Raw genomic sequence first — 16,295 nt, forward strand, 5'->3', positions numbered from 1 at the left:
GACATGGTTCTTTACGGTAGAAAAATAGTAGATCCCCTCCCAACATTGGGAGGGAAATCTCAAATCATTGATCGTATTTGCAGAATTATTGAATTTGCACATGAAGAGTTTGGGATAGTCGGCATCAGTGACCTGTTTGCAGGTGGTAACAGATTATTTTTGCACCTTGACATTGTGAAAGAGCTAGAGTTCAAGATTGCGAATGAGATAGATTTAGGTGTAGTAAACTTCTTTCGTTGTTTGCAGAATGCGTACACCATTGACGAATTAATCAATTACATAGTGATATTGGCAGATGAGTATAAAGATGAGGATTTGTTTAACATGGCGAATGACGAGAGGAGAGATAAGAACACGGATTTTATCCGTTCAGGAGCATTGACATATATTGTAGCGAAGTACAGTAGGGCGGCAGACAGGCAGACGTTTTGTAAAGAAAAAGCAGATAGGGGTATTCCGATCAAGTCTTTGGAGAAGTTCTATTTTTTAGACGAGGTCTACAGTGAAGTACAGTTGATTTGTGGAGATTATAAGGTACCCTTCAACATGTATAAGGATCGATCAGATGTGTTAGTGTATCTTGACCCTCCATATATCACGACAGATGAAAAAGGTGAAGGAAAAAAGACAAGAAGGAGAAAAAAGATGAAAGAGCCAGAAGAGCCAAAAGAGACAAAAGAGACGACAGGCTACATCGATAAATTCACGGTCGCTGACCATGAGGAGTTAGTTAATATGGCACTTACCACCAAGAACAAGGTTATTATAAGTGGTTATAAAAATGCTATTTATGAGCGACTTGAAGCGAATGGGTTCCATCGGTATTTCATGGGTGAGGTACTTGTACCGAGTTCTGGTAAAGGTAAAAAGGAGAAGGAGTACATCTGGTGCAATTTCGAGGTACCTGCTTATTTGGTAGAGGAGGAGTTCGTTGAATAGGTTTAGTGTGGGGGTACTGTGTAAAAGAACAGTATCCCTTCTTTTGTTTGTCGAAATATGCAGATAATAGTCGACTTATGATAAAAAGGGAAGAGTAGAGACGTTCAAACTAGTAAAAACAAGTAAAGCATCGTGTTTTTGTTGTGGGGGTTCTGGAACAACTATGCCCAAGGGCGGAATTTAAAAACCTACGCACCACAAACTAGGGCGAAACATCTGATAACTATTTTCCATAAAATATAAATATTGTTTGTTTATCAAAATATAAATATTGTTTGTTTATCAAGAAAATTGTAAAATTTATTTCAAAAATAAGATAAATTGGAGGTGTGTAAATGAAAGCAACAGGTGTTGTCCGTAAATTAGATCAGCTTGGTCGTATTGTAATACCTATGGAATTACGTCGTACACTTGATATTAACATCAAAGATTCGTTGGAAATCTTTTTAGACGGAGATTGTATCGTTCTACAAAAATACAAACCAGATATGACTTGCATGGTAACGGGAAAGATATCTAATGACAACTTCAAGTTGGCAGGCGGTAAAATCATTTTAAGTCGTGAGGGTGCAGAGCAATTGCTAAAAGAGATGGAGCAATTATTAGCATTGAATTAAATCCCTACCGTTCGGAAGGGACTTTTTTTTATTCTTATCCCTGTATCTAGTAGCGACAATGAGAGAAATTTGAGAGTAAAAGAAAGGTAGAGGCATCTTTTGGCTTTTTAATCAGTTTTAAGTCCAAGTTTTTTTATCATTATTTCTTTCAAAAATCGCCTACAATCGTTTTTAGTCGTATTCTGGTATCAACCCCTTAAAATGAAAAAATCTCGTTCAAAAGCCCCCTTACAATCGCTTGTAGGGGTATTTTTATTTCAACTCTTTTAAAAAATAAATCCTCTCGTTCAAAAATCTCCCACAATCGCTTTTAAGTGTTTGGGGGCTATTCAACCCTTCGAATGAAATTTTCTCGCTCAAAATCGGTCAAAAAAAGGCTCTCGTTTGGTTTAGGGGGTCGCCTTTAAAAGTCAGTATTATCAAGGGTTTTAAGGGGATAAAAAAATTTCTATAAAATTAATAAAAACTTTTACAAAAGTATTGCCTACGTTTGTAACGTCATGCTATACTTCAAACAACGTATAGGTAATAAATACTAAATGAGTAAAAAATTACAAAAAAGAATGGGAGGCTGTTAGCAATGGCAAATTTCCTATCGGCAATGTTCTATTTCATAACAGCGGTGTCAATATTCGTAGCAATACCGTTATTGCATACTTTTTTTGATTCAGATTCTTCACGAGTATCGAGGATCGCATCGTGTATCAGCTTAATGGCGATGTGCAGTATGCTAATTGGGTTAGGAGCAGCAGTTGGATTTTAAAAGTGAGGGGGTTCATAACAATGGGCAAGCGAGTAGGTTATATCAGGGCTAAAAAGTATCAGGAGTTATTAAACTTTGAAGGTGTAGCGTTACCAGATAAATTGTATGTCGACTTGGTAGCACCGAATGGATTCACGGATTTAAAGCAGTATGAAAAGATGATGGGTCAATTAAGAAGTGGCGACACATTAGTCATCAGTAGTTTAGGTAATATTTGCAATTCGTTATATGAGGTTTGCGAGTTTGTAAAGTCTTTAAGAAAGAAAGGCGTTGAGTTGGAGATTTTAAATAAGACGTATGATGAGGAGTCATTTACTTCTAAAGAGGGGTTGGAGATTTTAGAAAAGGCAATGAAATTCAATGATAAGTTGGTAGAAGAGGAACGTTTCCGCAAGTCGAAAAGAACAGGCAGACCTAGCAGTGGTTATCCAGAGGGGTTTTACGAAGCTTTCTTAAAGTATAAAGCAGGGGAAAAGACGGTTAGAGAGATAGCTGAGGAGTTAAGAATTCAGCAACATACGTTTTATAACTATGTGAAAATATTTGATTAAAGATTGGAGGTAGAGAGAAATGTTAACATTTTCGATAAACCCTACGAGCCAAGAGATGTTTGAGGTGATGTTAGAAGTAGGAACACCGACAACTAGTAGAGAGCGTGAATGGGCAGGTGTATTTTATCTTCGTCAATTAAATACTCGTAGGGGTAATTTACCTGAGGAAAACAGTTTAGGAGCCTTTGCTTACAGTTGTGAGCGTAATACAAAAATGATGTTATCTAGGAAAAAAGAAATCTGTTTACTGATTGGTGAAGAGGAACTTGAAAGTGACTATAAAGGAATTAGTCTAGAGTATATAGCTGATGAAAAATTGGGTTTAGATGTTGATAGTTTAATAGACGATATAGACCTTGATATGGATAGAGCTGTAAGAGAGTTTGAAGAGTTAGAGGAATTAATTGCAATAGAAAAAGGTGTAAATATTCGCAATGTAATCAGGCAAGCGTTAATGAATAACAAAGCAGCTATAAACCGTTTAGCAAAACTGAAAGATGAGTTTAATTTTGGTGATTTATTAAAGGAAATTCTAGAAAATGAAACTTTAGTAAAGGCATTAGGTCTAAAAGATAAAATCAAAGAGATTGTAATGGTAATGTGGGAACAAGACCGTAAGTTATCCGAGCCACAGTTAGAAGTTTTAATGGTTCATTACGAAAATCGTTGTTGGGCGTAGCACAAAAAATTAGAGAGGAGTGCATAGAAATGAAATATCAGGTTATTTGTGCCAAAACAGGTGAATTGTATGTTGTAGATGTTTCGTTTACTGATGAAGAAGTAGAAAAACATTGGAAAAAGTGGGTTCCTATTGTTGATGAGGATAGTAATGATGTAGAGATAAAGCCTTATTGGGATGACAAGCAAATAGGAGCAGGTGTGATGCGTAAAAACAAGGTAAAGGTATTTGATGGCATCCATCATACTACATTAGACGAGTATAGCATCTTTGTGAATCGGAAAACGGGTGAAGTGTATCATTACAACAATAAAGTTTATAAATATGGGGTAAAGGGCGATAGAATCTTTTTAACAAAATATCTCACTGGTGAAGAGAAGATGGTTTATGACGGTAAGAGATTTTTAACATCTTCTGGAGAGTGGTTAAGAGAAAATAAGCAGACTTTAAGTGACAAGTCCTTTAAAGGGATTTTATATCCTAAAAATAATTTAAGATATAGAAAAATTGCTTATAAAAACCATCAAATTATAACAGCGTTATATTTCGGACAAGATGCGATAGAGTTAGCTTTAGGTGAAGATGCTGAGCACCAAATTAATCATAGAAATCTAGACAATGATGATAATCGACCTGAGAACTTAGAAATAGTACACAAGGATGAAAATAAAGAACATGCAACTATCTTTCGTAAGCTAATTAAGCAAAAGATTCAGGAGACTTTATCATCGCTTGGTGTAGGTCATTTAGCAAATAAAGCTAAAAAGGTAAAAGCTAGTTAAAGGTTAAGTAGACAAGAAGTGGTTGTGTAAAAGGTGTTCTGATGGTTAAGTATAAAAAGTAGTTAAAGGAGTATGGTATGGGTAAATTTGGTAATGAGAGATATCGAATAGTAGCAAGGTTAAAGCGAGGTGCAGATCGGTAAATCTGGAACCTCGCTTTATTGTTTAGGGTATGGATTAAAAATTTTGACAGTTAAGGATCGCCAGTCGTATATTTTATCTCGTTTAGAAAGTAAAAAGTCATTTTTTCGTAATAAAAGTTGCTTTGGTGTCATTAACGAGGTAACATATCAAACACTTTAAGGGAGGAGGGGTCGTTGTGGTAAAAATCTTTCAAACGGTTGGTATAAAAGAGTTAGGATGTTACGATTGGGATTTGGTAATATCGCTTGTAATTCGAAACTTCATGGGCAGGGAAGATTTTTTAGTGTTTAAAAGAACAGAAGGTGATTTGACAATAGTAGAAGATGGGAACGGAAGGTTGCTAATGGTGATAGAAAAGGTTTTGTTTGATGAAGTTGTTTGGGCGGTGTATGAAGAACAAGATGGTATGAAATACTATACGTTCATGTTGCCGAGTGAATATTGATGTTTAAAAGTACAGATTTTGTATGATAAAAAGTATAAATTTGGTTAATAACAAACGACTTTCAGTAAAAACACCACAAAGTGTAAATAAAAGTACGTGATAGCTCTACTGGTAAATAGTAAGTGATCCCCTCGCTATGGGGGTACGACTTTTTACTGGCAGAGTTATTTTTGTTTCAGGGAACGTGAGGCAGTCAAACGAATTATAAAAAGCCGGATATTTTATAAAAAATCGAACAACCGAGCAGAATGTTTTATAACGGTTCAGACATTTTTATAAAAAATCGAACTGTGGGAGAGTAGGTTTTATAAAAAGGAAGAGATTTTTATAAAAAACCGAACTGGGAGAGAGTAAGTTTTATAAAAGGGAAGACATTTTTATAAAAAATTGAACAGTCGAGTGACAAGTTTTATAAAAGTGGAGAGATTTTTATAAAAAACCGAACAAGGAGGGAACAAGTTTTATAAAAGAGGCGACATTTTTATAAAAAACCGAACAGGGAGGAGACAAATTTTATAAAACTCCAGATATTTTTATAAAACGATAGTGCGTCTATGTCACCGATAATCCTTCAAAAAGCGAGAGTTCCTCTAAAAATATAAAAACCTCTATTATGCTAAATTATCCCCTTTTAATAGAAAATGCTTGAACAGTCTTTTGATTTTAGTGGATTTTCTCATCTATTCCAACTTTTCATAACCGTATGGAGTTGAGATGGATCGTAAACGTTAAAAAACGTTGATTTAGCTTTACTTAATCTGTTTTATAAGCACAAATACATAATTTCTTTCGATATTTAGGCTTGTATAAGACTGCGCTTAATTATTAGCAGCAGTCTTAAATATTCAATTAAGAAATAATTTGAATTTTGAATGGAGAAGGTTCGAATTTCAAGAGTATGCGGTGCAGATAAAATATAGTACTTAGGATTTAATTCTGAGGATTTTGTTGAGGAAAAGGTTTGGTCTATCTTTCATTTTTTCTTAAATTTGCTTATCACTAGGTTTACGGAATTTTTGCAGGAATAAAAACAAATCAAATCCGAAGAATAAGTCACTTATTTTTCCTAAATTCCATCAATTCCTATAAAAGAGGTGAAAAGAAGTATTATTTTAGTTGTTTTAATGGGATTAAATTATTTAGCTATTTAGAGTTTTGTAATTTGCTAAGAAAGGAGTTGGTGCAGATGATGATGTTATGGCAGAAATTAGGTGCAGCGTTAAAAAAGGTGCAAGGCAGGCTTAATTCGAGTGAATTAAGTGAAGAGGTAAGAGAACTAGAATTGAGCAAGCTAAAAGCGTTAACAGAAGTATTTTATTACATCGAAAATTATTTGCTCTGGCATGAGCCTAGCGATGATTTAATGAAGAAATACAATTTATGGGCAGGTAGGTTAAAGGAACCTTTAAACATGTCTAAAGATGCAGTAAGGGCTTCTAATAACAGGTTTAATGCTGAAATAGAAAGGAAAGTAGGAGAGAGCACTATTGATTCGATTGTAAATAGTAGTTCTCATGAGGAATTGAAAGGGGCAATGGAGCAGTTCCGTATCAGTTCGGGTTTACGAAACATTAAAAGGTCATATCTAGTCGATTTGTTAGCATTTTGTACTCAAAAGCATGGAGGGGGTGCTTTCAGTTTAAGGAATCCAATGTATCTAATTGACATCTTATCAGATTTGACAGCAAAAGTAGATTTATCTCCAGAGGAGAAGTTTTTAATCTTTCAAGCGAACCATGATAGAACGAGTGCTAAATATGGGCAAGAAGACGAGGGAAAGAGAGTAATACTACGTGGGATTTTAGAGCATGATGACGAGGCATTTTCGACTACAAAAGAGGCATTTCGTTTATATAACAGCAGTCAGATTGAGTTCGATATAGTTCTTCTTGCTATTGAATCTGATTTAGAAACTTTGGATAAAAGTAGTGAAAGGAGAGAGGGGTAATGAAGACTTTAAAGATGATTGAAGAAGCTGTTAAGGTAACGCAATCTAACTTAAATAAAAACGACATTGATGAAGAGACAAGGGAGTTAGAATTGCGGAAATTGAATGCGTTAATGGAGATTGTAAGTTATGTAAAATCTCTTGCTTGGTTAAAGCAAAGTCAAGCAAAGGAGAAAATGCGTTTCTTAATTAAAACAAAATTTAATTATGAGAGGACAAAAAAAGAATTTAATATAAGTTCGATTAATGCAGTAGAGGTTTTTGTAAGTTACGCAAACAAGAAATTATTAGAGAAAATTGGAAAGGATACGGTTGATCTTATTTTGCGCGGGGAAGTAGATTCTGCGATGGCTCAGTTTAGGGCAAACACGGGACATGATCATCAGAATTTAGATTTCTTTATACCAGGGATTGCCAAGTTTCTGCCACATCCTGAAAAACACAAGTTCATGTTACTAGCAGAGTGTGAGGAGGAGTTAATCCTTTTGGGTAATTTATCTCATTTTATGGTCAGCAGCATGTTTGAAAAGGCAGACAAAACGAAATTAGCGCACTTGCTTTACATTTTAAATAGTGAAGATAAGAAGTATGAGGCGGAAAAAGAATTAATAACTAGATTTTTGAATGGTGAGTTTGCAGAGGTAGATGGTTATAAGCTATCTATCGAATCACAGGTAGCAAGAGTGTTCAAAGAATTAGATCAGCAGAATCTATTCATTTAACGGGTGGTGATACCGTATGTTCTTAAATACGATAGAGACGTATAGACCGCCTCAAGATATTCATGTTATCAGGGGTAATTTAAACCCTTTGAGCTTTGAAGAATTGATAAGCAAATCGAAGTCACCGTATAGAGAAGAAAATTGGGCATCTATTGCTTATTCTGTTGTTAGTTCGATACTTCGACCGTATCCAGATGAGTATATAAGCCGAATGATTAAGTCTAAAATGTCAAAGGAAGAGTTGTTATCTGTTACTGTCGGAGCTTTATCTTATAAGGTGCAGATTTGTAATAGATTTTGTTGTGAATGGACCAGAGAGATAAGGTATTTTACTAATGCAGGGTTACTTGGTGGTTTTGGCATCTTTGCAATAAAGCTAACGAGAGAGGTAGATGAGGTTTCATTATTAAGGGTGATTGGTAGTTTAATACAGATGAAGTTTTTGAGTGATGGGATAAGTAATCGAGCGTTAATAGCGTTAATAAAACCAGATGATTCTTGGAGTTTAGTATATGCGGAAGTAAACATGAACATAAAGCTACCATCGAGATATATGAAATCAGCCAACCTAAACATGTATTTCTTTGAGGAGCCAGATAAATTTTTTGATGGTATTCTTGGCGGTGAATCGGTAGAGAGCGTAGATCATGAGTGTACTACAATACAAATCAGATTAGCTTATTAATGGATATGGACAAGTAAAAGAAAACAGGAGTTTAGGATACGGTTCTAGAGTATTAATGGTGTTGAAGACAATAAAGTATAAAAAATTCGTTAGTTACTTCGTAATAAATCAACTTATAAAGGATCGTAAAGAAGTTAGTAATTAGGTTATTTTGTTTAAAATGTGTGATTTGCTTTTAGAAGGTAGCACAATTAGGTAGTAAACAATCAATTAAAGGTGTCGTATCTCTCTCTGACTATAGGGGATGACATCTTTTTATTTTTCACCTCAAATAAAGTTCGCTTTTAGAGAGGATTGGCGGAGACATTTTTCATTTTGTGTATGAAAAATTTCAAAATATGCTTTGAGAAGAGTCAATTTCAAGATAATTTGATGGATTTTAAATATAGTAGATAGGACATTAGAAAGATAATGAAAGTTCATTATCAAGTCCAGACCAACAGCAAAACACTAAAAGGAGAGGAGGTGCAATTGGAGGTGCAATTCGAGAAGAAACTAAAACCATTACCGAAGAAGGATTACGCATTGTTACCACCGTATTTTTTCGAAGCGTTCAGCAGGATTTACTATATGATGCAACCAGAGAATCTCTCTTGTGATGGAGAGTTAAGCAGGAGACAGATTGCGCGCAGAAAAGCGAGATTGAAGGAAGAATGGCGTTTGTTAGAGCAACAGTTAGGTTATAAGGTGTCATTCAATTCATTTGAAGATGAATTTTACCGTAGGTTAGAAGGTTAGGTTGTGGCAGATAAATTTTATTTTCAAGAGTGTAACACAGACATTTTTTATATTAGGTAAGATTTAATAAGCATCAATCTTATTAAATCAAAAAAAAAAATAAAGAGAGGAGGGTTGTATTCATGAGTACTAGAGCAATTGTCATTGATGGTCGTTGTGAGGGGAAAGGTTTTTTCGTAAGTTGTGACGGGTATCCAGCAGGTTTGGGTATTGAGTTAAAGAAAGTTTTCACTGGTAACAAATCGATTGAGCAAGTGTATCAAGAGTTAATCAATAATCGAATTGAAGCTAACCGTCATTTTGCACAGCGTACGGGTTTGTCGATACCTGTAGAGATGGTAGTTAATAGTTTTCAGGTATTAAATGCAGACATAGTAAGTGTTGCAAAGTTGTATGGAGCAGATGGTTTATGGGAACGCTATCGTATTAATGTAGAATACATTTACACGTTAAAGCATGACGGTGTGTATGTAAAAGGTTTAGAAGTTAAGAGACAGCGCAAAGTAAAGGAAAAAGAAACTATTAGGGGGTAACTTATTATGGGTATAAATACGAAGAGAATTTGTTTAGCCTTTCCAGATGTTAGAAGTTACATGCAAGCGTTAGGAATGCGTGTAAGTTCTGACTCAATGCGTTATAATTATCCGGAAGATGCGGAGTTAATAGTAAATTTCATGAAAGAGAACGGTTTTGTAACACCTGATGGTGACCTTGATATAAGAAAGGTAAGGGTTTTAAGAGCGATGGCGACTGGTAATAAGATCCCTGTTCGTACTCTTTACGATGATGGTAGAGATTTATCAGAGGGAGTCGATTGGGATAAAGAATATTTTAAACTTATAGCTAGTAATTCAGGTTTATTAACAGTGGATGATATTGAAGGAATATTAGAACTTGCAAAGAAGTTACCAAATAGGAGTCCGAAATATTTAGATAATTATTTTAGAGGTTGGTCACATGAAGACGTATTCGCTGCTGCTCGTATAGTGGCTATGTTAGCTGGACCATTTAAAGGTAGACCAGAGTTTGAATCCTTAAAAGTTTTGTATTTTGCTATTAGAGATTTAGCCGAAAGGAAGCAGGCACATTGGCAAAAGAAAATTAGGGCAGATATGAAAAGAAGAGGTACCACTTTAATGTACGGGTATAAATAAAATAATCGCTAATTGTTAATAAAAGGGAGAGGTTTTAAAGACCTCTCTTTTTATTTGTTTAGAAAAACGGAATAAAAAGGCGAGTTAAAAAATCAAAGGTGATAAATTTTAGGTTCCATTAAAACTACATAATTAAATTTACCGAACAGACCAAACACCCTACTAAGGTTGAAGAGAGTTTATCAAAAGAACACTTTTTTATTTCGTTGATAAATTCGGATTAAGTATTAAAAATAAAGATTTTACTTGTACAGATCGAATAAATGGAGTGTAGCCCCCATGTTAAGTGTAGGGTACTACACTTTTTTATTTTTCCCGATAAATCCTCTAACACGATCATTTGTGCATCTCATTATTCACTTATAAAAATGACAGAAAAATTTTAAAAAAGTAAAGAGATTTAATGAATTTCAACATCTGATGGGAGAGTGAACTTATAGTAAGTGAAAGTTGTTAAATCCTTTCATATTCATTCATCACCTCCTTTAAACACATTTATCACCTCGCAGTAAACTTTCTCTCTTTCCGTACTGCGAGGTGGGCTTTTAAAACGAAACGGGTATTACAAATTTTTTCATACAAAAAATAAAAAAGGAGATGTATAGCAATGAGAAAAGAAAAAGTCGCAGAAGCAACACCTAAAAACAGTAGAAAAAAGAAGAAAAGGATTCTTGGTATCTTGGCAGCATTTTTATTAGTAGTATCAGCAGCAACAGGTTATTGGTTAAGCGAGGGGGGTAATGATTTTATTGGAACAAAAGGAAAAAATCACATGAAAGATAACAGAGGATATGGAGTTTATGGTGATGGTAATTCAAATTCTAAAGATATGGAAAAAGTACTTCAAGAAGAAACAAATAAATCTATGTATCACATGCATGTAGGTACAAGTGCTATTTATAAAGGGGGTGAATTAATCTGGGATGTTAAAAACGTGTTAGATGGTTTTAATAAAGATAAAGTAATTCAAGTGGATGTTGTACAAGGAGAAAAGGTATTATTCCAAAGTCCAACATTATTACCAGGTCAATACTTACCGAAAACTAAGGTAAATTTAGACTTCTTAACCGAAGGTGAACACCGAGTTAAATCAAGATTACATGTCTACAATGCAAAGACAAAGGAATACATCAATACATTAGAAACACCATTAATCATTAAAGTTGAAAAACCTTGATTTATTGAAAACAGGAGGAAGATAACAATGAAAAAATTCACAGTAATATTAGTTTTATTATTGACTCTTGGTATATTTACAAGTAGTCCATTTACAATGAGTGCATTTGCATCATCACCTACTGATTTTATATATCAAGATAATGGAACCTATTATGCAATAATAGGTTATACAGGACCGGGTGGAGATGTTGTAGTTCCAGACACATATAATGGAAAGCCAGTAGAAATGATAGGTGCTTTTGTTTTCACGCCAGCTTCGTTAGTAACTTCAGTTGAAATTCCTAATAAAGTAACAAACATTGCGGTGCAAGCCATTGACACAAGTATAACAATTAAAGGTTATTCTGGTTCTGCAGCACACACATACGCAACAACATACGGTAACCCTTTCGTAGACCTTGGGGCAGCATCTGCTTCACCTGCCACAGGTTCCACGAAAGTTAATGGAATAATCAGTAGTACAGTTATCGATTGTGTTGTACCACTTACAGTTTCTTTTGCTATTGATCCAAATACAGATAGTTTTGTATCTCCAAGATTGAAAATCATTAACAATACGAATGCACCTGTTAATGTGACAATTGTAGATTTTAAGATGGATCAAGATACAATTAATAAAGGTTTCCAAAGTGTATTACCAGACACTTATACAGACACTGAATGGAAAGGTTTAAACAAGACGGACAGTAAGAAATTAGCAATTGGAACTAGAGCTGACACTGGTTGGGCACTTATCAATAATGGAGGCACACTCTATGATAAAGGACTTTCCAACGTGCTTGTTGGAGCAATTGCGGCAAATTCGGATGCAGATATGGTTTTTGAAGCAAAACATGGTAACTCTTTTGAAAAAGTAGAAACAGTTAGTTATACACTTTCGTTTAAATTTGAACTTCAATAATAACCATAAAAAGGGGTAAGTCAATCTTACCCTTTTTTATTTCGCTTTTATACTAACCTAATTCATTGAAAAGTTTGGGAGATAAATTTTTAGAGTTGTTAAGAGAAAGACAAAATTCAAGATAATTTGAGCGACAAAGAATATATGTATCAGGTTCAATAAAAACCTGAAGGGAATGATGTAAAGTTGGTTCGTGTAGAAAATAGAAATTTGAGATTTGCTGTATTAGGTTTGTTATTGCTTTTCCTAGTAGTGATGTTTGCTAGTGGTGCACATGCAGAATCTTTTAACGGGATAGAGGATTCTAAACAAGAGGAAACTGCAGTTATAGAAACATTATTTGATGGTGTAGGAGTAGATAAGGAAGCAGCCGACACCGCATCGATGTACATGTCACCGATAGTAGAGTTAGTAAATTTAATAGTAGCGTTAATATTAGGGGTTGCATCATTAGGAATGTTTTTCATTACTGGTCTTGACCTTTTATACATTGCGGTTCCACCGTTAAGAAATTTATTAAATCCTAGCAACAGTTCTTCGATCGGTAGATGGATATCGGATGAAGCATTAGCAGTAGTAGGTGCTCAGAATAGTTCTCAGCCACAAGTCATAGCAGCACCGCAGAGTGATGTCATGGGTATGACGGGTTATGGAGCAGGGATGATGGGAGGTATCCAGCGAGAGCCTGATAAACCTAAAGTAATGATTATAAATTATCTAAAGAAGCGTGTGTACTTTTTATTCATGTTCGGGGTATGTGTAGTGTTATTAAGTACGACAATCTTCACAGATTTAGGTATGAAATTGGGAAGTTGGATACTTACAAGGTTAAGTGGAATTTAGAAATTAGTTTTAAAATAAGACTATAAGAGGTGAAAATAATGAAGAAAAGAGCACCTTTTATAATGATGTTAGTTTTATTGTTCTCGTTATGTTTAGGTTCGATAAGTGCGTTTGCGAACGGTATGGATGAAGTAAAATATATAGAAATCCCTCCTTCGGATAAAGCAGGTATGAAAAAAGTTTGGTCAAAAATGGGAACAGATGGGGAGTATTTAAAAGTTGAATTTAAGTTAACATCAGGGAATGAAAGTTCTGATAAAAGGATACTGGTTTATGATGAAGCAAATGGGGTAATTAAGTTTAACAGCAAAAATTTTGATGATGCCACAGACAAGTCACGTAAAAAGGCTTTAGGTATTTTCGTGGATGCGTTACAAAATTCTCCGGTTTCTCTACAGACACAACAAAATATAATAAACACCATGTCGACAGCCAATGAGGAAGTATCCAAATTGTTAGTTCCATTGCTTATGGATACTGCGAAAGCTGATGTATATACGGCAATGAGATGGGTAAAGCCTATTATACCTGTAATACAGGTAATCTTTGGTATAGGTGCAGTAATTATTTCAATTTTACTAATTGGTTCTACGGTAATAGATTTAGTGTTTATTGGGTTACCTATTGCGCGAGAAGCAATACTTGATAATCGTTCAGAGAAGAGTGGAAGAGTGAAGTTTATTTCATCTGATGCTGAAGCAGTAATTAAGGAAGTAGAAAGTTCTTTGGCGGATAATACAGGTCGTTATAAGAATGCATATCTTACTTATTTTAAGAGAAGAGCTTTAACTTATATTATTTTATCGATTTGTTTATTATATCTAGTAATGGGTGAGTTGGGTAACTTAATTGCTTGGTTATTAAGTTTAGGTGAAGGAGTAGTATAATTGAACGGCTAAAAAATCCCCTTTTACGGGGACTTTTTTTTTTTGTTCATAAAAACAGTAAATAAATTTAGGAGTTAATTTTTTAATGGTGATAAATTTTAGGTGTGTGGCTTATAAATTAGCAAAAATAAGAGGTAGCTGATCAGAAACAGGGAGTAACAGCAGATAGTTCTTTATTTAGATGTATTCGCTTATGGGGTAAGAAATTTTTGCAAGACAAATAAAAACAAATTCAAGAGAAAAATCAATTTCAAGAGAAGGAAGTTGAAATTGTTCATATAAGGTGAGAGGAAAACCATGATTAAAGCAAAGTTGAGCGAACACAGACAGAAATAAACAATCGAAACGTAATCAACTACAGAAGACAAATGATATTCATTATACTTTTCATTCTTTAATCGAATGTTTCGAGCACCTGATTTAGTTCAACTAGGTTTTATGAAGAACAGCCAGAACAAACCGAGCAAACCGAGCACCCTGCATAATTTGTTCATTTTAATCAACAAGTAAACTCCAACCTCGATAATCCTGAAAAACTCCTCAAAAATTTTTCAAAAAGGTATGAGAAGAGTCAATTTTAAGAGTAAAACCGAGACCTAGTTTATATAAGTTGAGCAATAAAACTAGGTGGAGGTTTTGATTAGATGGTAGTGAATCCGAGGTCGTTAACTTTTGGGGTGGAGGTAGAGTTTACGAGGGTGACGAGGAGGATAGCAGCAAATTTAGTGGCAGAATTTTTTGATACGATTCCCAAATATAGAGGGGGTACTTATGATGTGTATGAGATTCGCGACAATTGTGATCGAGTATGGAAAATAGTCAGGGATTCTTCAATAACACCAGAAATGTTGGTAGGTAGAAAAGTAGATATTGGTACAGATGAATACAAATGTGAGTTAGTGAGTCCGATATTGAATTACAGTGATATAGAGTTGTTGCAGTGTTTAATCAGAGATTTAAGGGAGCGTGGTCAAGCGAAAGTAAATGAGAGTACAGGACTACATATTCATGTTGGTTCAGACAAGTTTACGGCAAACAGTTTAAGAATCTTATGCAACATCATATATTCGAAGCAAAATTTATTAGGTGCAGCATTAAGAGTAAATCACATAAGGAAAAGGTATTGCAGTGATTTGACAGAAGATTTCATTCGTAAGTTAAACAAAGTTAAGCCTAAAACGTTAGAAGAGTTTGCTGACATATGGTATGGCGATGCATCGACAAGTAGAAATGCTAGGAACAATAGATATCACCATTCGAGATATCAAGTATTAAATCTTCATAATTTATTGAGGGGTAAATACAATGCGGTGGAATTTCGTATTTTTAATGGAACATTGCATGCAGGTAAAATCAAGGCGTTTATACAATTAGTGTTATTAATCGTAGCACAGTCATTAAATCAGAAAAAAGCAAGTTATAAGGTAACGGTAACAAACAATCCTAAATACACATTTCGAGTCTGGTTATTAAAAATGGGTGGGATAGGAGATGAATTTAAGACAATGAGGTATCATTTATTAAAGCACATAGAGGGCAATTCGGCATACAAGAATAAAGTAACCAATGAGATGGTAGAGGATTACAGCCATATCTTCTAATGGGATAAAGGAGGCTTTAAAAATTAAATTTATACAGATTTTATTGATGAGAAGATGAATTAGTACAAGTGTAGATAAATAAAAATATTGCTAAAGAGGTGTTTAAACATGAGTAAGTATAGATTATATGCAGCTTACGGTTCAAATATGAATCTAGTTCAAATGGCAAACAGATGTCCGAATAGTGTAGTAGTGGGGACTGGCAAGATAGAAAATTACGAACTTGAGTTTAGGTATTATGCGAACATAGTTCCGGCTAAGGGTAAAGAGGTTCCTGTGGTAGTGTGGGCGATTACGGAGGAAGATGAAAAGCGTTTAGACCGTTATGAGGGAGTAGCGAGGGGATTATATCGAAAAGAAGAGATAAAGGTAAAGTTAGAAAACATAAATGACAATACAATAGTAGTTGGGGATAAGAGCGATAACATAGAGATAAAAGCGTTAGTGTATATTATGAATACAGCTGTAAGGTCAGTGCAAGCACCGAGTGCAAAGTATTATGACACGATATTAGAGGGGTACAGGGCAAACGGCATAGACCCTTACCCATTAGCAGTGGCAGCGATCCAAACTGGTATTGAAATATAAGAACACCCCCTCGTATAGAGGGGGTTCTTAATGTACAAAAACTTGAGTTAATTTAACGATACTAGTTATTTTATGATTTTAGATAAAGTGCATGTGTATAAATTGTTATGGTCTAACCCTAGAAAAAAA

Annotated in this window: 18 protein-coding genes; all 18 read left to right on the plus strand. The window is 34.6% G+C overall.

Annotated elements, in window-relative coordinates; translation table 11 throughout:
- The first annotated feature begins 3 nt into the window (after window positions 1-3).
- The 18 genes from B9L19_RS03440 to B9L19_RS03525 all read left to right on the plus strand — a co-directional run bounded on the left by B9L19_RS03440 (window position 4) and on the right by B9L19_RS03525 (window position 16,166).
- Window positions 4-939: a DNA adenine methylase gene (locus tag B9L19_RS03440; protein WP_089113835.1), complete on the plus strand. Its 936-nt coding sequence runs from the start codon at window positions 4-6 to the stop codon at window positions 937-939.
- A gap of 335 nt (window positions 940-1,274) precedes the next feature.
- Complete coding sequence (locus B9L19_RS03445; RefSeq protein WP_089113836.1) at window positions 1,275-1,556, plus strand: AbrB/MazE/SpoVT family DNA-binding domain-containing protein; 282 nt, start codon at window positions 1,275-1,277, stop codon at window positions 1,554-1,556.
- A 783-nt stretch (window positions 1,557-2,339) separates the two neighbouring features.
- Complete coding sequence (locus tag B9L19_RS03450) at window positions 2,340-2,870, plus strand: recombinase family protein (protein WP_042382392.1); 531 nt, start codon at window positions 2,340-2,342, stop codon at window positions 2,868-2,870.
- Window positions 2,871-2,889: 19 nt separating this feature from the next.
- On the plus strand, window positions 2,890-3,549 hold the full coding sequence (locus B9L19_RS03455; protein ID WP_089113837.1) for a hypothetical protein: 660 nt from the start codon (window positions 2,890-2,892) through the stop codon (window positions 3,547-3,549).
- Window positions 3,550-3,578: 29 nt separating this feature from the next.
- Window positions 3,579-4,331 carry an HNH endonuclease family protein gene (locus B9L19_RS03460; protein ID WP_089113838.1) on the plus strand — a complete coding sequence of 251 codons (753 nt, stop codon included), beginning with the start codon at window positions 3,579-3,581 and terminating at the stop codon, window positions 4,329-4,331.
- A 319-nt stretch (window positions 4,332-4,650) separates the two neighbouring features.
- Window positions 4,651-4,920 (plus strand): hypothetical protein, encoded by a 270-nt coding sequence (locus B9L19_RS03465; RefSeq protein ID WP_033026138.1) that lies wholly within the window; start codon window positions 4,651-4,653, stop codon window positions 4,918-4,920.
- A 1,186-nt stretch (window positions 4,921-6,106) separates the two neighbouring features.
- Complete coding sequence (locus tag B9L19_RS03470; protein ID WP_089113839.1) at window positions 6,107-6,868, plus strand: hypothetical protein; 762 nt, start codon at window positions 6,107-6,109, stop codon at window positions 6,866-6,868.
- Complete coding sequence (locus B9L19_RS03475) at window positions 6,868-7,590, plus strand: hypothetical protein (protein WP_089113840.1); 723 nt, start codon at window positions 6,868-6,870, stop codon at window positions 7,588-7,590. The genes B9L19_RS03470 and B9L19_RS03475 overlap by 1 nt, the downstream gene beginning before the upstream one ends.
- A 16-nt stretch (window positions 7,591-7,606) precedes the next feature.
- Window positions 7,607-8,275 carry a hypothetical protein gene (locus B9L19_RS03480; RefSeq protein WP_089113841.1) on the plus strand — a complete coding sequence of 223 codons (669 nt, stop codon included), beginning with the start codon at window positions 7,607-7,609 and terminating at the stop codon, window positions 8,273-8,275.
- A 471-nt stretch (window positions 8,276-8,746) separates the two neighbouring features.
- The gene (locus B9L19_RS03485; protein ID WP_169714167.1) at window positions 8,747-9,013 is read left to right on the plus strand and encodes a hypothetical protein; all 267 of its coding nucleotides are present in this window, start codon (window positions 8,747-8,749) and stop codon (window positions 9,011-9,013) included.
- A 122-nt stretch (window positions 9,014-9,135) separates the two neighbouring features.
- Window positions 9,136-9,546, plus strand: a complete 411-nt coding sequence (locus tag B9L19_RS03490; RefSeq protein WP_033019071.1) for a hypothetical protein — start codon at window positions 9,136-9,138, stop codon at window positions 9,544-9,546.
- A 6-nt stretch (window positions 9,547-9,552) separates the two neighbouring features.
- Window positions 9,553-10,167: a hypothetical protein gene (locus B9L19_RS03495; RefSeq protein WP_089113843.1), complete on the plus strand. Its 615-nt coding sequence runs from the start codon at window positions 9,553-9,555 to the stop codon at window positions 10,165-10,167.
- A gap of 607 nt (window positions 10,168-10,774) precedes the next feature.
- The gene (locus B9L19_RS03500; RefSeq protein ID WP_089113844.1) at window positions 10,775-11,344 is read left to right on the plus strand and encodes a hypothetical protein; all 570 of its coding nucleotides are present in this window, start codon (window positions 10,775-10,777) and stop codon (window positions 11,342-11,344) included.
- 27 nt (window positions 11,345-11,371) lie between these two features.
- Window positions 11,372-12,247, plus strand: coding sequence for a hypothetical protein (locus B9L19_RS03505; protein ID WP_089113845.1), 876 nt, complete (start codon window positions 11,372-11,374; stop codon window positions 12,245-12,247).
- 186 nt (window positions 12,248-12,433) lie between these two features.
- Complete coding sequence (locus B9L19_RS03510; RefSeq protein WP_042382170.1) at window positions 12,434-13,090, plus strand: hypothetical protein; 657 nt, start codon at window positions 12,434-12,436, stop codon at window positions 13,088-13,090.
- 38 nt (window positions 13,091-13,128) lie between these two features.
- Window positions 13,129-13,977 carry a hypothetical protein gene (locus tag B9L19_RS03515; RefSeq protein WP_042382168.1) on the plus strand — a complete coding sequence of 283 codons (849 nt, stop codon included), beginning with the start codon at window positions 13,129-13,131 and terminating at the stop codon, window positions 13,975-13,977.
- A gap of 644 nt (window positions 13,978-14,621) precedes the next feature.
- Window positions 14,622-15,578, plus strand: coding sequence for an amidoligase family protein (locus B9L19_RS03520; RefSeq protein ID WP_042382166.1), 957 nt, complete (start codon window positions 14,622-14,624; stop codon window positions 15,576-15,578).
- 108 nt (window positions 15,579-15,686) lie between these two features.
- Entirely contained in the window at window positions 15,687-16,166 is a 480-nt protein-coding gene (locus B9L19_RS03525; protein WP_064213516.1) for a gamma-glutamylcyclotransferase family protein, read from the plus strand.
- Window positions 16,167-16,295: the final 129 nt, after the last annotated feature.

Source organism: Geobacillus thermocatenulatus (genome assembly GCF_002217655.1).
GTDB classification, from domain to species: Bacteria; Bacillota; Bacilli; order Bacillales; family Anoxybacillaceae; genus Geobacillus; species Geobacillus thermocatenulatus.

What these genes read in the sequence shown, in the direction of transcription:
- B9L19_RS03500 (WP_089113844.1), top strand. Translation starts at nt 10,775, where the DNA reads ATGAGAAAAGAAAAAGTCGCAGAAGCAACACCTAAAAACAGTAGAAAA.
- B9L19_RS03450 (WP_042382392.1), top strand. Translation starts at nt 2,340, where the DNA reads ATGGGCAAGCGAGTAGGTTATATCAGGGCTAAAAAGTATCAGGAGTTA.
- B9L19_RS03480 (WP_089113841.1), top strand. Translation starts at nt 7,607, where the DNA reads ATGTTCTTAAATACGATAGAGACGTATAGACCGCCTCAAGATATTCAT.
- B9L19_RS03460 (WP_089113838.1), top strand. Translation starts at nt 3,579, where the DNA reads ATGAAATATCAGGTTATTTGTGCCAAAACAGGTGAATTGTATGTTGTA.
- B9L19_RS03475 (WP_089113840.1), top strand. Translation starts at nt 6,868, where the DNA reads ATGAAGACTTTAAAGATGATTGAAGAAGCTGTTAAGGTAACGCAATCT.
- B9L19_RS03470 (WP_089113839.1), top strand. Translation starts at nt 6,107, where the DNA reads ATGATGATGTTATGGCAGAAATTAGGTGCAGCGTTAAAAAAGGTGCAA.
- B9L19_RS03445 (WP_089113836.1), top strand. Translation starts at nt 1,275, where the DNA reads ATGAAAGCAACAGGTGTTGTCCGTAAATTAGATCAGCTTGGTCGTATT.
- B9L19_RS03440 (WP_089113835.1), top strand. Translation starts at nt 4, where the DNA reads ATGGTTCTTTACGGTAGAAAAATAGTAGATCCCCTCCCAACATTGGGA.
- B9L19_RS03495 (WP_089113843.1), top strand. Translation starts at nt 9,553, where the DNA reads ATGGGTATAAATACGAAGAGAATTTGTTTAGCCTTTCCAGATGTTAGA.
- B9L19_RS03515 (WP_042382168.1), top strand. Translation starts at nt 13,129, where the DNA reads ATGAAGAAAAGAGCACCTTTTATAATGATGTTAGTTTTATTGTTCTCG.
- B9L19_RS03490 (WP_033019071.1), top strand. Translation starts at nt 9,136, where the DNA reads ATGAGTACTAGAGCAATTGTCATTGATGGTCGTTGTGAGGGGAAAGGT.
- B9L19_RS03455 (WP_089113837.1), top strand. Translation starts at nt 2,890, where the DNA reads ATGTTAACATTTTCGATAAACCCTACGAGCCAAGAGATGTTTGAGGTG.
- B9L19_RS03505 (WP_089113845.1), top strand. Translation starts at nt 11,372, where the DNA reads ATGAAAAAATTCACAGTAATATTAGTTTTATTATTGACTCTTGGTATA.
- B9L19_RS03520 (WP_042382166.1), top strand. Translation starts at nt 14,622, where the DNA reads ATGGTAGTGAATCCGAGGTCGTTAACTTTTGGGGTGGAGGTAGAGTTT.
- B9L19_RS03525 (WP_064213516.1), top strand. Translation starts at nt 15,687, where the DNA reads ATGAGTAAGTATAGATTATATGCAGCTTACGGTTCAAATATGAATCTA.